This is a genomic window from uncultured Ferrimonas sp. (assembly GCF_947489035.1).
Taxonomy (GTDB): Bacteria; Pseudomonadota; Gammaproteobacteria; order Enterobacterales; family Shewanellaceae; genus Ferrimonas.
In genome coordinates this window covers 87,421-103,601 of sequence record NZ_CANLCI010000002.1, presented here as the reverse complement: position 1 = coordinate 103,601, position 16,181 = coordinate 87,421, and the positions used below count along the sequence as shown (strand labels likewise).

The following is a 16,181-nucleotide window of genomic DNA, read 5'->3' as shown; positions in this document are numbered from 1 at the left end:
TTTCTTGCCAGTCACAATGCGCCACTTCAGTACCTGTGTGTTTCGAGCGAGAATAAACCCATCAGAGGATGTTTGTGATACCAGGGCAAAGCGCAGCGGCAGGGCATAGCGATTCAGGCACTGCGGGCGCGAGCACTATTATGCGCGCTTGGCGTTGGCCGCGATAACCGGCGCTGTTCTGTCGCCGAGTTCGAGCCCAATAGGAAGCCCGCAATATCAAGATCAAATCCGGCAGACGTGATTGAAACCCAGACAGCAAAAAGCCCCGCTAAGTTTCCTTAGCGGGGCTTTTAAACGGCTAGCTTATAAGTAACGAATTACTTAGCAGCGTTGCGTTCTTTAACTTCAGCAATTACTTGCTCTGCCACGGTGTTCGGGCAAGGCATGTAGTGGGAGAACTCCATAGAGAACTGACCACGGCCTGAAGTGATGGTACGCAGGTGACCGATGTAACCGAACATTTCAGACAGAGGTACATCTGCCTTAATACGAACGCCGGTAGAAGCAGCCATCTGATCTTTGATCATGCCACGACGACGGTTCAAATCACCAATCACATCACCAACGTGATCTTCTGGAGTGAATACGTCAACGTACATGATTGGTTCGATCAGCTGTGGGCCCGCTTTAGGGATAGACTGACGGAAAGCGCCTTTAGCAGCGATTTCGAAAGCAATCGCAGAGGAGTCAACTGCGTGGAAACCACCGTCGAACAGCTCTACTTCAACGTCCAGCACTGGGAAGCCAGCCAGAACGCCTTGCTCCATCATGCCGCCGAAGCCTTTCTCAACTGCTGGCCAGAATTCCTTAGGAACGTTACCGCCAACAACAGAAGAGGTGAACTTGAAGCCTGAACCCGGCTCACCTGGCTTGATGCGGTAATCGATCTTACCGAACTGACCAGAACCACCAGACTGCTTCTTGTGAGTGTAAGAATCTTCAATCGCAGTAGTGATGGTTTCGCGGTAAGCAACCTGTGGCTTACCAACGATCAGATCAACACCGTAGGTACGCTTCAGGATGTCTACTTTGATGTCCAAGTGCAGCTCGCCCATACCTTTCAGGATGGTTTCGCCAGAATCTTCATCAGTTTCAACCAAGAAGGATGGATCTTCAGCAACCATCTTACCGATCGCGATGCCCATCTTCTCGCTGCCGCCTTTGTCCTTCGGAGAAACAGCGATAGAGATCACTGGCTCTGGGAAGATCATTGGCTCCAGGGTACATTCGTGCTTCACGTCACACAGAGTGTGGCCGGTCTGTACGTTCTTCATACCAACAACGGCGATGATGTCACCTGCTTGCGCAGAGCTGATCTCGTTACGTTCGTCAGCGTGCATCTCAACCATACGACCAATACGCTCGGTTTTGCCGGTCGCAGAGTTCAGGATGGTCATACCTTTTTCCAGTTTACCGGAGTAGATACGGATGAAGGTCAGGGCGCCGAAACGGTCGTCCATGATCTTAAACGCCAGAGCGCGCAGTGGCTCGTCGGTAGAAACCAGAGCAACTTCACCAGTTGGCTCACCGGTTTCTTTGTCGGTCAGCGGCTGTGGGTCAACTTCGGTAGGAGACGGCAAGTAATCAACAACAGCGTCCAGCACCAGCTGAATACCTTTGTTCTTAAATGCAGAACCACAGTAAGTTGGGAAGAAGTCGTTGGTACGAGTACCAGCACGGATACAACGCTGGATGTCTTCCAAAGATGGCTCAGTGCCTTCTTCTAAGTATTCCATCAGCAGATCTTCGTCCTGCTCTAGGGCAGTTTCGATCAGCTCTTCGCGGTAGGCCGCTGCATCGTCAACCATGTCGGCTGGGATGTCGGTTACTTCGTAGTTTTCTGGCAGACCGGAGTCATCCCAGATGTACGCTTTCTGGCTCAGTACGTCTACACAACCTACGAAGTCATCTTCGCGGCCGATAGGCAGAGTCATAACCAGTGGGCGTGCGCCCAAAACGTTTTTCACTTGATCTACAACGCGGTAGAAGTCTGCACCCATACGGTCCAGCTTGTTCACGAAGATCAGACGAGCAACTTCAGAGTCGTTCGCGTAGCGCCAGTTGGTTTCGGACTGTGGCTCAACGCCGCCGGAACCACAGAATACGCCTACACCACCATCCAATACTTTCAGGGAACGGTAAACTTCAACGGTGAAGTCAACGTGTCCTGGGGTATCGATGATGTTCATGCGGTGATCGTTCCAGAAACAGGTAGTAGCTGCTGACTGGATGGTAATACCACGCTCAGCTTCCTGCTCCATGAAGTCAGTAGTCGCTGCGCCATCGTGAACTTCACCGGTCTTGTGGATCTTACCGGTCAGTTTCAGGATACGTTCGGTGGTAGTGGTTTTACCGGCATCTACGTGAGCGAAGATACCGATATTTCTGTAACGGGATAAGTCTGCCATTAGTTGTACTCTGTCAGGGTCGAAATCGCGCGAAAGTATACAGGATTTCTTGTTTATATTCGAAGAATTCCGTCTTCCACGCCATTTCCACCAATCAAATTCGTTTTTCTGCACCACAAAATAAGTTATATCGTTGAATATCAACGACATAGGTGCTGATGCATTTTTCACCAGCAAAAGTAACTTTGTGAAGAAAAACAAGATTGTATGACCGAAGGTCAAAAATTCAACCGCTATTGCTGAGTGGTAACCACCCATAAGCAGTTTAGCAGTCGATCCTTGGGTCAATAAGGCAACGGAATACCCGTTGCCTTGTGTTTAATCGTCGGCGGCGTAACCACCAGCAGACAATTGCTCCCCATCCATCATCGCGCAGTCGTTCGCCATGGTCAGTCGACCTTGGCAGAACCACTTCACCACAAGTGGATAAATGCGATGCTCTTGGCTGTGAACGCGCAGGGCTAAGCCGTCTGCGACGTCCTCAGTAAACACCGGCACTTTGGCCTGCAATACCACCGGGCCACCATCAAGCTCTGGTGTCACGAAGTGCACCGAGGCGCCATGTTCGTTATCACCGGCGTCAATTGCCCGTTGGTGAGTGTTGAGGCCAGGGTACTTCGGCAATAAGGAGGGGTGAATGTTAAACATCTTTCCCTGGTATTGTCGAACAAAGGATTCAGAAAGAATCCGCATAAAGCCTGCCAGCACAATCAGATCAACCTTATATGGGGCTAATTCAGCCTGCAAACGCTGATCGTATTGTTCGCGGGTTTGGCCTTTATTGGCGGCCACGACTTGCTGGGGGATCCCGGCGTTAGCGGCGCGCTCTAGGCCAAACACATCCGCTTTATTGCTGATCACGGTAACCACCTCACCGTTGATCTCGTTGGCGGCACAGGCGTCGATAATCGCCTGTAAATTACTGCCGCTGCCGGAGATCAACACCGCAATGCGGAATTTTTTCATTGGGCTTCCTTTCACTCGGCTGAATGTTGCGACCAGTTAGCTGTTGTGGATCTCAACTTGTTCTTGCTCGCCATCGCGGGCGGCAATCTGGCCAATCACCCAAGCGTGCTCACCTTCGCCGTTCAGTAACTCTACGGCGGCAGCGGCTTGATCTGCGGGTAACGCAATCACTAAGCCCACGCCACAGTTAAAGGTGCGGTACATTTCGTGTTGGTTGATGTTGCCGGTCTCTTGCAACCAGTTAAACACCTGGGGCCACTGCCAACTGCTGCCGTCAATGACCGCTTTACAGTGTGCCGGTAAGACGCGTGGGATGTTTTCCCAGAAGCCACCCCCAGTAATGTGGGAGATCGCATGCAGGGGGGTTTGTTTGGCCAGCTTTAAAACCGACTTAACGTAAATTTTGGTTGGCGCCATCAAGGCATCAATTAAGTTTTGCTCACCCAACTGTACTTCACTTGGGTTGTCGCAACGCTCTAGTACCTTGCGGATCAACGAGTAACCATTTGAATGCGGACCACTGGAACCCAGTGCAATCAACGCATCGCCCGCGGCGACTTTGGTGCCGGTGATCACTTCATCTTCTTCTACCACCCCAACGCAGAAGCCAGCCATGTCGTAATCGGCGCCTTCATACATGCCTGGCATCTCTGCGGTTTCACCGCCGATCAGGGCACAGCCGGCCAGCTCACAGCCATCAGCAATGCCGCTGACTACTGAGGTGGCCACATCCACATCCAGCTTACCAGTGGCGTAGTAATCCAAGAAGAACAGCGGCTCGGCACCTTGCACGATCAAATCGTTAACGCACATGGCCACCAAATCGATGCCGACGGTGCTGTGGCGCTGATGGTCGATGGCTAAGCGCAGCTTGGTACCAACGCCGTCGGTGCCGGATACCAGCAGTGGCTTCTTATAATTGGTAGGTAGGCGACATAGGGCGCCAAATCCACCCAAACCACCCATTACTTCAGGACGATGGGTACGTTTTACCGCAGACTTGATGTTATCAACCAGTGCATTACCTGCATCGATATCAACACCCGCGTCTTTGTAACTCAGTTGGCTAGAAGTAGTCACAGAGGCCTCGTTATGGTTTTTGTTTTAGGTAGAGCAGTACTTGTAGGGGTACTAATTTTGCGCGGTATTCTAGCAGTGACGGCGGTTTGACCCAAGCAGCTTCGGTGCTAATTGATTGTTTTACTTACAGGAAACTGCCGCCGCTGAGATGGAATATTAAATTCACTGCGCTGCCGCCTATTTTTAGTGGAAAGCATTGCCTGAAATGGTCACTGCGTTAGCGAATAAACGTACAGCAAAACAAGCGCTTGGTGATGATGGTCACAAAAATGCAATGGGATTGGTTGAATTGCTTTTGCGCTGGCGTTGATTGCGACTATGCTCCCGTTAATTTGTCTGGTAAAAGTCTTGGAGACGTCGATGCAAGTCACTGAAGTAAACCACCCACTGATCCAACATAAACTGGGTTTGATGCGCGAAGCGGATATTAGTACTAAACGCTTCCGTGAGTTGGCTCATGAGGTTTCTAGCCTAGTGACCTACGAAGCGACCAAAGACTTCGAGATGGAAACCGTTACCATTGATGGTTGGAACGGCCCGATTGACGTAAAGAAGATCAAGGGAAAGAAAGTTACCGTCGTGCCAATCCTGCGTGCCGGTTTGGGCATGATGGACGCGGTGCTAGAGCACATGCCATCGGCTAAAGTATCGGTTGTTGGCATCTACCGCGATGAAGAAACCCTAGAGCCAGTGCCGTACTTCGAAAAGTTGGTTGCCAACATTGAAGAGCGCATCGCCATGGTGGTTGATCCGATGCTGGCGACCGGTGGTTCGATGATCTCCACCTTGGATCTGCTGAAGTCTCGTGGCTGTAAGCACATTAAGGTGTTGGTGCTGGTTGCTGCCCCAGAGGGCATTAAAGCGCTGGAAGCGGCTCACCCAGACGTTGAGCTGTACGCGGCCTCTATTGATGAGTGTCTGAACGAGAAAGGGTACATTTTACCGGGCCTCGGCGACGCCGGAGACAAGATTTTCGGAACCAAGTGATCCGATAGCAACAATTAAGGCGTCGATATCGGCGCCTTTTTTTCGACCTGAAAAACTTCAGGTACGATGGCACTAGCCTAAATACGATAAAAAATAAACAACAAACCCTTTGGGACTCTACATGCAAACTCAACAATTCACTCCTGCGCAGCAGATCTTGGCCGGTGGCCAGATGCTGTTTGTGGCGTTTGGTGCCTTGGTTTTAGTACCGATGCTAACCGGTCTTGATATTCGGGTGGCGTTATTCACCGCTGGGATCGGCACCCTAATCTTCCAACTGGTGACGAAGCGCCAGGTGCCGGTGTTCTTAGCCTCTTCCTTTGCTTTTATTGCGCCGATTTCTGCCGGGGTGGCGCAGTGGGGGATCGCCGACACCATGGGCGGGTTGTTCGCCGCTGGTTTGGTGTACATGGTGTTATCGCAAGTGGCGCGGGTCGGGGGCGCACAAGCGATCAACCGTTATTTGCCTGCAGTTGTAGTTGGCCCGGTGATTATGGTGATTGGTTTATCACTGGCACCGGTTGCGGTGAAGATGGCCCTGGGTTTTGCCGGTGATACGCAAGTGGTGCCGACGGCGACGGCGTTGATGGTGGCATTGCCAACCTTAATTACCGCGTTGTTGGTGTCGATATTGGGTAAGGGCTTACTGCGCTTGCTGCCCATTTTGTGCGCCATTGTGGTGGGCTATAGCTTATCGCTGGCGTTTGGCTTGGTGGATTTCAGTCCCGTGGCGGCGGCGGCTTGGTTCTCGTTGCCGAGCTTTGTGGCGCCAACGTTTAACTGGCAAGCGGTGCTGTTTATGTTGCCGGTGGCGATTGCCCCAGCGGTAGAACACATCGGCGACATGGTGGCGATATCTAACGTGACCGGCAAAAACTACGTGGAAAAGCCGGGCTTGCACCGCACCTTGTTGGGAGATGGCTTGGCCACCAGCACCGCGGCACTGTTTGGTGGGCCGCCAAACACGACCTATTCGGAAGTAACCGGCGCGGTCATGCTCACCAAAAACTACGATCCAAAAATCATGACCTACGGCGCGATCTTTGCGGTGGCCTTGGCAATGGTCGGTAAGTTTGGTGCCTTGCTGATGACGGTTCCGGTGGTGGTGATGGGCGGCATTATGATTTTGCTGTTTGGCTCGATTGCGGCCGTGGGAATGAACACCCTAATTAAGCACCAAGTGGATCTGACCGATGCACGTAACTTGGTGATTGTGGCGGTAACCTTGGTGTTTGGTATTGGCGGTATGGTGTTCCCATTGGGGAACTTCCAACTGCAAGGGATCGCGCTGTGTGCGGTTACCGCCATCGTACTGAACCTTGTCTTGCCGCGTACGCGCCATTAACGGGTTAGCTTGTCATGGGATCGCAGCGATCCCATGACAATGTCGTGATACACTTGCTGTCTATGATTTCGTAAGTTAGGAACCCCAGTGCGCGCTGCTTTATTACTGTTTTTAAGTCTGTTTAGTTTGCTGGCCAATGCCGTTCAGGTTACCCAACTTTACCGTGGTGACGTAACCGTGGAGGCGCGGGATAACCGTGCTCGCAGTGCGGGGGTTAAGGCGGCATTAGCTCAGGTGTTGGTGCGGATCACCGGCGATGACAGCATCGCATCGCAGCCCCAAGGTAAGGCGCTGCTACGCCAAGCCGACAGCTTTATGCTGACCTATTCGTTTCAGTCGGGTGAGCCACTGCGTTTACAGGCACGGTTTGATGCCACCAAGTTGCAGCAGCAGATGCGCCAATTGGGCTTACCGATTTGGGGGGCACAGCGGCCAACAACGCTGCACTGGGCGGCGATTGAGCAAACCGACGGCCAATTGCGGCTATTAAGTGATGCGGATGAGCTCGGCGAAAAAGTTGCTGCGCATGCGGAACAACGGGGATTACCGCAACTGTTGCCGTTGCTGGATCTTGAAGACAGCATGAAAGCCGACGTTAACGACGTGCGGGGGAATTTCCCCAAATTGGTGTTAGAGGCGTCACAGCGTTATGGCTCTGATTTTGTGTTGCTCAGCAGCATCGAACCCATCGCAGAACAGTGGCAGTACCACTTGCATCTTTACAGCGGCGCGGTTGCTAGCGATCCTTTTGCGGTGGCACGCACCCTGCTGCAAGGCAGTGGTGAAGCGGCCACCGAAGCGGAGGCGCTGGATCAGGTGATCGCCAAGGTTGCTCTGTACTTTTCGCTGCGTTATGGCGCGATTGCCAGCGAGCAAAGCGGGCAAACTCAACTGCACTTTACCTTAACCGGCGGCATTGCGGCGCTGGTTGAACTCGAGCGCTATTTAACCAGTCTCGCCCCAGTTAAAGCCACCAAGGTGGTGGCCGTTACTGGCCAAGAGATCCAGATTGAATTGGACTTGATTGGTGGCCTCGCCGAGGTGGAGCAGCTGATGACGCTAGAGCAGCGACTGACTAAACTGGAAGTTGTCGATCAACTAGACGAACGCACCCACTATCTGTGGCAGCAGCCGTAAGTCGGGCAGGAGTCATGGTACAATTGCTGGGTAAACGATAGGTAAGGGATCCAAGTTATAGTGACACCAAGCTCACCCATTCAACTGTCTCTGCCGGTGCACCTGCCGGACGACGAGACCTTTAACAGTTACCACCCTGGTGGCAATCAACAATTGATTGATAGCCTCCGTTTGGCTGCTTCCGGCCAAGGCGAGCGCATCACCTATTTGTGGGGGCCCGCCAAGTGTGGCCGTACCCACTTATTGCATGCCACTTGCGCCTTGGCCGCCGATTCGGAGCTAAAGGCTTTTTATCTGCCCTTGGGCATTCATGCCTCGATGTCGCCCGCCATTCTTGAAGGATTAGAGAATCTGGATCTGATCTGTTTGGATGACATCGATCAGATCAGCCGACACCCCGTATGGGAAGAAGCGCTGTTCGATTTGTATAACCGAGTGGATGAGAGTGAACGCTGTCGCTTGGTGGTCTCGGCTCGCAGTGCCGCGTTACAGGCGGGTTTTCTGCTGCCGGATCTGGTGTCGCGACTCAACTGGGGCATTCAATATCAGCTGCATCCGCTGAGTGACGATGCGAAGTTAGCGGCGATGCAAAATCGAGCCAAAGTCCGTGGCTTAGAACTGCCGGAGGACGTAGGGCGGTTTTTGCTTACCCGCTTAGCGCGGGATCTTCGTACCCTATTTGAAGTACTGGATAAGCTGGATAAAGCGTCGATGGTGGCGCAGCGCAAGTTAACCATCCCGTTCGTGAAAGAGATACTGCACCTGTAAACGGTTCATGTTCCCCCCAATAGGTTCAATGGCGGATCGCGGTTGAATACGCATAAGGCGCGCTAGCAATAGAGCGCCTTTTTGTTGCCAGAACCGGCTCAGTACCTTAGATCAGAATGATGACTCAGCCGTCGGACTCGTTGCCAAGCCAGCGGTAGGCCACCCCCGCTAAGATCGCGCCCGCTATCGGTGCCAACCAAAATAACCACAGCTGGTTGATCGCCCAGTCACCTTGGAACAGGGCAACACCGGTGCTGCGGGCGGGGTTAACCGAGGTGTTGGTGATCGGAATGGAGATCAGGTGGATCAGGGTTAAGCCTAAGCCAATGGCAACGGGGGCAAGCCCAGCAGGAGCCCGTTTATCGGTAGCCCCTAAGATGATGATCAGGAACATGAAGGTCATGACGACTTCAGCCACTAAGGCGGCCATCATCGAATAGCCACCTGGGGAGTGTTCACCGTAGCCATTGGCAGCAAAGCCGGCACTGGCGTCAAAGCCGACTTGGCCCGAGGCGATGATATAGAGCAGCCCAGCACCGCTAATGCCGCCCAGTACCTGAGCCAAAATGTAGGGCAGTAACTCGGCGCTGCTAAAGCGGCCACCGGACCATAAACCCAGTGATACCGCTGGATTTAAGTGGCAGCCAGAGATATGACCAATGGCAAACGCCATGGTTAACACCGTTAACCCAAACGCCAGTGACACCCCAAGTAAACCGATGCCAACATCGGGAAACGCTGCCGCCAAAACGGCACTGCCGCAGCCACCAAGCACCAGCCATAGGGTGCCAATAAACTCCGCCGCGAATTTGTTAGTCATCGGCATGGGATACTCTCCTTAACGCAACCGCCTTGGTTACGAACAAAAAATTAAGCACGATCAACATGATCGTGCTTAAGCGTAGAAGAGTTTCGCGCTGCTGATGACTGCCGCTACCGGTTAACCACGGCGTTTGGCAAAGGCAAACTTGCCGAGGCGAGTGAAGGTATCAAACACCGCATACCAGCCACTGAGGTTGTACTTTGGCTCTAAGCCGCGGCCAATGCGGCGCAGCTGCGCTTCATACCAAGTGATGCTGAGCATCGCGGCGGCATCCAACCCCTTGAAACCAGTGGTTGGGTTATTCACATCCACACTGAAGTCGTCATTGTGGATCGCTTGCTTAGCCAGATCGGGCACCAGTGACAGCGGTCGGCCAAGACCAATCATGTCGGTTGCGCCGCTGGCTAAGGCTTCGTTCATCGCTTTTGCTGAGCGGAATCCTCCGGTAACCACCAAGGTGCAGTTAACCTGATGGCGTGCTTGTTCAGCGTATTCAAGGAAATAAGCTTCACGCTTGGCGGTGGAGGCTTTAACGTCGGTCTTCTTACCCGCGCCCATCATCGAAGGAGATTCGTAGGTGCCGCCGCTGATCTCAATCAGATCAATACCAGCGCTATCAAGCGCTTTGATCACCGCCATGGATTCGGTTTCATCAAAGCCATCTTTCATAAAATCAGCCGAGTTGAGTTTGATTCCAATCGGGAAATCCTCACCCACGGCGGCGCGAATGGCGTGGAATACCGCCAACACAAAGCGCATGCGGTTGTCGGCGCTGCCGCCCCATTGGTCATCCCGTTGGTTGTGGCGAGGCGATAAAAACTGGCTGACCAGATAGCCGTGGGCACCGTGGATCTGCACGCCGGCAAAGCCCGCTTCTTTGGCGAGAGTTGCGGCGGTTGCAAACGCCGCGATGGTGGCTTGGATCTCGGCTTCGGTCATGGCGCGGGGGGTGTTAAAGGATTTTTCTAAGCCACGCCCTAATGAGATAGCCGATGGCGCTAACGGCTCTGGGCTTAATACCGCAGGGATCTGCTTACCCGGGTGGTTTAACTGCATCCACAATTTGGAGCCATTAATGTCGGCCGCCACCGCCCACTGCTTAAATTTACGCAGATCGCTGTGTTGATCCAGCACCACATTGCCCGGCTCGCCCAAGGCGTTGCGATCAATCATCACGTTGCCGCTGACGCAGATCCCAACTTCACCTTTGGCCCAAGTTTGATACAGCCGCGCTTGTTGTGGCAGTGGATCGTGGTGTTTGTCGCCAAGCTGTTCGCTCATGGCGGATTTAAAGACGCGGTTGATGCTGTGAATGCGCTGCTGTTGCAGCGGGCTGCCAAGGGTTACGGTGGTCATTAGTGCTCTCCATTAAAATTGATGTCTGTAACAAACACGTGCTGCAACAGAAGTTCCATTTGCGCCAGCATCGGTTCGATGCTGCCTTGCAGCTGCATTCGCAGTAAGCCGCCTTGCCAGCAATCCCAAAACAGTTGCGATAATTGCAGTGGCGGCAAACTGGAGCGGATCTGTTGCTGTTGTTGTCCTTGTTCAATCACCGCCATCAGCCATTGTTCAAACTGGCTAAACACATGCAGCATGGCGTGATTACACAGGTTGTTATGGTGGCCCAGCTCAGCGGCTAACGATCCCAACAAACAACCGTGCTGATAGTGGTTGGCTTGGTATTGCTGCAACCCTTGGCGCACGATCTGCGCCAGTTGATCCCGGGGCTGGGGATAGTCACTGGCGATCTTGTCCATCTGTGCCAGTACCTGTTGGCCGTAGCGTTCGATCACCTGAGCGACAAAATGCTCTTTGCTGTCGAAGTAGTGATAAAAGGAGCCTTTGGGCACCTGCACCAGATCCAAAATCTGTTTCAGTCCGGTGCCGTGATAGCCCTGCTGCGCCAGCAAGCTGAGGCCAGCATCCAACAGTTGCTCGCGGTTGTGATCGTTTCGTCGTGGTCTGGCCATGGCCGTGGTGTTATTGAGCTGCGGTTTGATATTGGCATTATGCGACCGGTCGTCTACAAATGGTAATCTAAATTTCCGATTGCCTCAAAATGTGGGGAAACAGTGTGTTTTTCTTGCAGGCTAACCGAGGCCATTTGCCTTGTTTATGTTGGCCGAAGCAGTGGTATGGTCTGCTTATGGGCGTAGTGGGTACTGGGCGTAATGGTTACTGGGCGAAATGCGGCAATGTCCTGAACGGACAGAGGGCGTTTGTGCGTTGCTGAACGTCGCGCAATGCCGTTGCGGCTCCGTTTAGGCCGTTGCCGAGGCCTGCTGTTGGGAAGGGATAACCGATGAACGAGATAATGGAAGACAACATAGAGGCGCTGCTGCAGCTGAATCAGCAGGCGTGGGATAGACGCACCGAGATCCATTTAAAATCAAAATTTTATGACGTTGAAGGGTTTCTGGCCGGGCAATGCAAACTCAATCCGCTGGAGTTATCGCTGTTGGGCGATGTGCGCGGCAAAAACTTACTGCATCTGCAGTGTCACTTTGGGCTAGAGAGCCTGTGTTGGTCGCGGCGTGGTGCTTGGGTTACGGGGCTGGATCTGTCGCCAACGGCAATAGAGCAAGCCAATCGGCTGGCCCAACAAACCAAGCAAGCGGTGCATTTTATCTGCACTGATGTGCTCAGCTTTGGCGATGAAGTCAAGCCGGAGTACGACTGGGTTTACACCAGTTATGGGGTGCTGTGCTGGCTGGCCGACATCGATCGTTGGGCTCAAACCGTGGCCAAATCCCTGCACCGTGGCGGCAAACTGTGTTTGATTGAATTTCACCCTGCGGTGGATCTGCTGTTGGGCTACGGCTATTTCAGTCGCGACGAGCCCGACATTGAAGTGGAAAGCACCTATACCGAAAACGCCGGTACCGAAAAACAACGGGTTGCCCTGTGGAATCACAGCATTGGCGAAGTAATGTCGGCGTTGTTACGCCACGGCATGGCCATCGAGCACTTCCAAGAGCATCGAGTCAGCCCCTATGATTGCTTTGCCAATCTGACCGAGCGCGCCCCCGGTCAGTTTGTGTGGCAGCAAGATGGGCACGAGATGCCGTTGCTGTATTCGATTGTGGCGCGCAAGCAATAGCGTTGTTAGCGCGACGGGTTGTGTTGCAACACCTCAGACAGCCCCATCGATAGCCCTTTCATGGTTTCGACTTGTTCGAGCAGCAGCGCGGCCTGTTGCTCAACTTCGACCGACACTAAGTTACTGCTGTCGGCGGTTTGGCTGACATCCAGGCTGGCTTGATTCAGCTGATTTGCGGCTTGCAACTGCTGGCTGATCAGCTCGGCCAACTGGCTGATGTCTGTTTGGGTAACACCAATCTGCTGGATGATCTCACCCAACTCCGACGCGGTGGCTTGCACCACTTTTTGTCCATGCACCACCTCTTGCTGGCTCTTATCCAAGATCTGGCGGATCTCAATGGCGGCGTTGGTGCTTTTGCCTGACAGTTCACGCACCTGATCGGCCACCACCGCAAACCCTCGGCCTTGCTCACCGGCGCGAGCCGCTTCGATGGCGGCATTGAGCGCCAGCAAGTTGGTTTGTTCTGCCACCGAGGTGATCAGATCCGCCACCGAGACGATCTGCTGGTTGGTTTGCAAGATCTGGGCAATGGCTGAGGTGGAATCGCTGAGGGTTTTCGAACTGCTTTGCGCCTGTTGGTTGATGGCATTGCTGCGCTGATTCAGATCGCCAACAAACTGATCCGCTTGGGCCATGTCGATGTTCATCTGTTGCAGTTGGGCGTTCATCTGCTCGGTGGCGGCCGACTGAGTGGTGCAGTTGTCTTTCAGCTGCCCCACCTGTTGCTGCAGCTGCCCAGATTGTTGATCCAGCCACTCGGTGACTTGGTTGAGCTGGCCAACGTTATCTTGCACGCTATCAACCACACCGGCCAGGTGCTGTTGGTTTTGGCTCGATTGGGCCGCAATTCTATCCGCTTCGGCGCTGGCGCTTTCGGCGCTATCAACCGCTTGCTGCCGTTGGCGAGCGGTAAAGCCTTGGGCGATGCTTAAGATCAGCAGCGGCAGCAGCATGCCCGAGATCGCTTCAATCCGATTGGCGCTCTCAGACAGCGTCATCAGCGGAAATTCAGCCCCATTGATGGCCATCACCACCAGCGCTAATGAACCACTGATCACCAAAAAAGCCCAAACGTTGGCCATTAAGGTGCTGGCCGAAAGGTAAAAACCGATAAGCAGCACCGGCAACCACAGGGTTTGATCCGAAGCCAGTGGCCCACCATCTTGGTAAACAATGTTGAAGGCGTGCACCACCATGCCAAGAAAACCGATGTTGAGTGCCGCCACGTGGCTGTGGCTGAGTCGCAGTACGAGCCCCGCGACAATCGCCAGCACCACAATCACCATCGAGGTGCTGATCAGCAGTTCGTGTTGGTGTTTGCTCCATTTAAACAAGCTGTATAGGCCAATGCCGGTTGAAAGCAGGGTGAAAAACAACAGGGTGTCGACTTGTCTGATCTTGGCTTGATCCCAGCGATGATCCGCAGGATAAAACAGCCCTTTCCATAGGTTTAACAGGTTCATGATTTGCTCGAATTATTTTTGTTAGCAGCGGGATAACGATAAAGCATTGAAGGGGTTAACGAAAGGCTGAAGTCATTAGGCTGTTGTTGCATTGCGTCATAATGAAACCGCCCCAGCACAGGGGCCGGGGCGGGGTATGACACACTTAAATAAGGCGTGCGTGAGTTGATTTTTATGGCTTAAATCAAGGCGCTAGCGATTGCTTGTCTGGTGGCGCTGATGATCATGGCGCGAGCCCAAATAAAATCGCCCTTGCAACGGCGACTGCGGCTTAGATTGCAGCACCGAATTCACCCCAGCATTGGCGGTCGGGGTGGCGAAGTTAATGGCATCAAACCAACTGAGGCCACGGATCATCGTTTGCGGTGGGTCGAGCTCGTTGCTGATGTTACCCAGCTCCGGCAGCAACGCATCAAACACCAACTGCACCCGTGGCGTCAGTTCGGTCGCGCCAACGCGACCCCGTTGCCCTTGGGCCACGATCAGATCCAGCGCCGGATTGGTGGAGCGGCCGCTGGTGACCGCAACATCGCGGTGAATGTTATAACGATGCTGCATCATGGTTTCTTCAACCAGTACCGCCAGATCCTCCCGTGGGGTGCTGTAAGCGTAAAAATCGGAAGCCCGATCAGCAAAAAACTGCTGCGCGACATCCTCCGCGCTGAGCGCTTTTTGGCTGCTGTTGGCTTGGGCGCCTTGAAAGCTGACTTGAGCCAAGCCGCGCATGGTGTCGCTGCTGAGGCCATAGCTGCTGTCGAGGCTATCAGACACCAAGGTTTTGCTGTTATAGCGATCGTTGGCCAGTTGCAGCAAGGTGCCGCTGCCCATGCTGCTGTGAAGGCTGCGGGGGAAGAAATCGTTGGCGTGGGCCAATTCGTGGTACATCAAGCTGGTGAGATCCGGCAGCACCTGTTGCCATGGCCGCGACAGTTTTACGCCCGGTGGATAGTACAGGCTGGCGTAGTCATTGCCGTTAACGAAGCGCCACGGCATTAAAAATTGCAGTTCAGAGCCAAAACCGCTGCGGTAATCGGGATCTTCATTGATGCTGGCACGCTGCCATGGGTGCTCCCACAGGTTATCTGGATCCAGATAGATGGCACCGGTCACCACCCAATAAAAGGAAGGGCGTACGTCTGAGCTGATCACCACCGCAGTCACCGCAGACAATAAGCGGCGGAAGTCGCCGTTGTTGTCGTTGTTGCGCAGCAGGTACTCCAGCTGCGCTCCCATCCACGGGTGCGACACCACCACGCGATCCAGGATCTCATCGATGCTGGGCTCGGCACTGTTTTGGCCGATCAGGGGCAGCTCTGCGATGCTGCATTCTTGATTGAGCTGGGTGGAGTAAACGCATTTGCTCAGCGCCGCCGCGTAGGGGCTGTTGCTTCGGTAGGGTTGCACCCGTGCTAATGGGCCATCAAAAAAGGCGTTGGGGGCGGGGGCAGGATCGGCGGTAACCCAAACCGAAACACGATCGGTGCCGGTAACGCCATTGGCGCTGCCGCTCAGTTCAAACACCAGTTCCGTGTCTTGGGTTACGTTAGGGGCACTGAAGGTCAGCAACTGCGGTTCTTCATTGCCTAAATTCGATACCGCAGGGCCACTGACTTGCTGCCAGCTGAGGTTACTGGGGTAGCTTTGGCCGAAGTCATCCAGTGCTTCCGCGCGCAGGCTCACGCGGCCATTACTGACGACTTGTTGATCGCTGTAAGAGGCGATGCTGTCGCTGATCGCACCACTGCTGAAGCTCACATTGGCGCTGGCGTCGCCCACGTCCACTTGCAGCTGGTAGGTGCCACTGGTCGTCACCGCAAAGCTGGCCAGTGGGCTGTTGGGGTTAACAATATTGAGCTGTGGCCCGCTGATCTGGCGCCAACGCACCGCTTGTGAGAGCGAGGCGCCGTTGGCGCGGACGATAAACGCAGCGCCATCGCCCAAATTAACTTGCTCGGGACCGCTGACGGTTAAGCCACCATTGTCCACCACCTGCTGGGGTTCATCGCTGCCGCCTCCGCCGCCGCAACCAACCAGTAACGCTGATAACCCGAGTCCAATCCATTTGTTACTCATTATCCCTCCAGCGCCCAAGCGCGTT

Annotated in this window: 13 protein-coding genes; 5 read left to right on the top strand and 8 right to left on the bottom strand. The window is 53.9% G+C overall.

What is annotated here, in order from left to right; genetic code table 11:
* Positions 1 to 317: 317 nt before the first annotated feature.
* The 3 genes from fusA to purM all read right to left on the bottom strand — a co-directional run bounded on the left by fusA (position 318) and on the right by purM (position 4,454).
* Positions 318 to 2,408: an elongation factor G gene (gene fusA / locus Q0796_RS01765; protein WP_298439647.1), complete on the bottom strand. Its 2,091-nt coding sequence runs from the start codon at positions 2,406 to 2,408 to the stop codon at positions 318 to 320.
* A gap of 318 nt (positions 2,409 to 2,726) precedes the next feature.
* Positions 2,727 to 3,374 carry a phosphoribosylglycinamide formyltransferase gene (gene purN, locus Q0796_RS01760; RefSeq protein WP_298439645.1) on the bottom strand — a complete coding sequence of 216 codons (648 nt, stop codon included), beginning with the start codon at positions 3,372 to 3,374 and terminating at the stop codon, positions 2,727 to 2,729.
* A gap of 36 nt (positions 3,375 to 3,410) precedes the next feature.
* Positions 3,411 to 4,454, bottom strand: a complete 1,044-nt coding sequence (purM, locus tag Q0796_RS01755) for a phosphoribosylformylglycinamidine cyclo-ligase (RefSeq protein WP_298439643.1) — start codon at positions 4,452 to 4,454, stop codon at positions 3,411 to 3,413.
* Between the two features lie 360 nt (positions 4,455 to 4,814).
* Between purM and upp the strand changes: the two genes are divergently transcribed.
* The 4 genes from upp to hda all read left to right on the top strand — a co-directional run bounded on the left by upp (position 4,815) and on the right by hda (position 8,691).
* Positions 4,815 to 5,441 carry a uracil phosphoribosyltransferase gene (gene upp, locus Q0796_RS01750; protein WP_298439641.1) on the top strand — a complete coding sequence of 209 codons (627 nt, stop codon included), beginning with the start codon at positions 4,815 to 4,817 and terminating at the stop codon, positions 5,439 to 5,441.
* A gap of 121 nt (positions 5,442 to 5,562) precedes the next feature.
* Positions 5,563 to 6,786 carry a uracil-xanthine permease family protein gene (locus tag Q0796_RS01745; RefSeq protein WP_298439639.1) on the top strand — a complete coding sequence of 408 codons (1,224 nt, stop codon included), beginning with the start codon at positions 5,563 to 5,565 and terminating at the stop codon, positions 6,784 to 6,786.
* A gap of 87 nt (positions 6,787 to 6,873) precedes the next feature.
* Positions 6,874 to 7,923, top strand: coding sequence for a DUF2066 domain-containing protein (locus Q0796_RS01740; protein ID WP_298439637.1), 1,050 nt, complete (start codon positions 6,874 to 6,876; stop codon positions 7,921 to 7,923).
* Positions 7,924 to 7,983: 60 nt separating this feature from the next.
* Positions 7,984 to 8,691, top strand: coding sequence for a DnaA inactivator Hda (gene hda, locus Q0796_RS01735; RefSeq protein WP_298439635.1), 708 nt, complete (start codon positions 7,984 to 7,986; stop codon positions 8,689 to 8,691).
* A 124-nt stretch (positions 8,692 to 8,815) separates the two neighbouring features.
* On the opposite strand, the gene aqpZ is transcribed toward hda, so the two are convergent.
* From aqpZ to Q0796_RS01720, 3 genes are all read right to left on the bottom strand, one after another.
* A complete protein-coding gene (aqpZ, locus tag Q0796_RS01730) occupies positions 8,816 to 9,517 on the bottom strand; it encodes an aquaporin Z (protein WP_298439633.1) in 702 nt (233 codons plus the stop codon).
* A gap of 114 nt (positions 9,518 to 9,631) precedes the next feature.
* On the bottom strand, positions 9,632 to 10,870 hold the full coding sequence (locus tag Q0796_RS01725; RefSeq protein WP_298439631.1) for an NADH:flavin oxidoreductase/NADH oxidase family protein: 1,239 nt from the start codon (positions 10,868 to 10,870) through the stop codon (positions 9,632 to 9,634).
* Positions 10,870 to 11,487 (bottom strand): TetR/AcrR family transcriptional regulator, encoded by a 618-nt coding sequence (locus Q0796_RS01720; RefSeq protein WP_298439629.1) that lies wholly within the window; start codon positions 11,485 to 11,487, stop codon positions 10,870 to 10,872. The genes Q0796_RS01725 and Q0796_RS01720 overlap by 1 nt, the downstream gene beginning before the upstream one ends.
* A 332-nt stretch (positions 11,488 to 11,819) precedes the next feature.
* Here Q0796_RS01720 and Q0796_RS01715 point away from each other — a divergent pair, with 332 nt between their 5' ends.
* Positions 11,820 to 12,617 (top strand): methyltransferase, encoded by a 798-nt coding sequence (locus Q0796_RS01715; protein ID WP_298439627.1) that lies wholly within the window; start codon positions 11,820 to 11,822, stop codon positions 12,615 to 12,617.
* 5 nt (positions 12,618 to 12,622) lie between these two features.
* Here Q0796_RS01715 and Q0796_RS01710 read toward each other — a convergent pair whose 3' ends face one another.
* Positions 12,623 to 14,083: a methyl-accepting chemotaxis protein gene (locus tag Q0796_RS01710; RefSeq protein WP_298439625.1), complete on the bottom strand. Its 1,461-nt coding sequence runs from the start codon at positions 14,081 to 14,083 to the stop codon at positions 12,623 to 12,625.
* Between the two features lie 192 nt (positions 14,084 to 14,275).
* Positions 14,276 to 16,156, bottom strand: a complete 1,881-nt coding sequence (locus Q0796_RS01705; protein ID WP_298439623.1) for a hypothetical protein — start codon at positions 16,154 to 16,156, stop codon at positions 14,276 to 14,278.
* Positions 16,157 to 16,181: the final 25 nt, after the last annotated feature.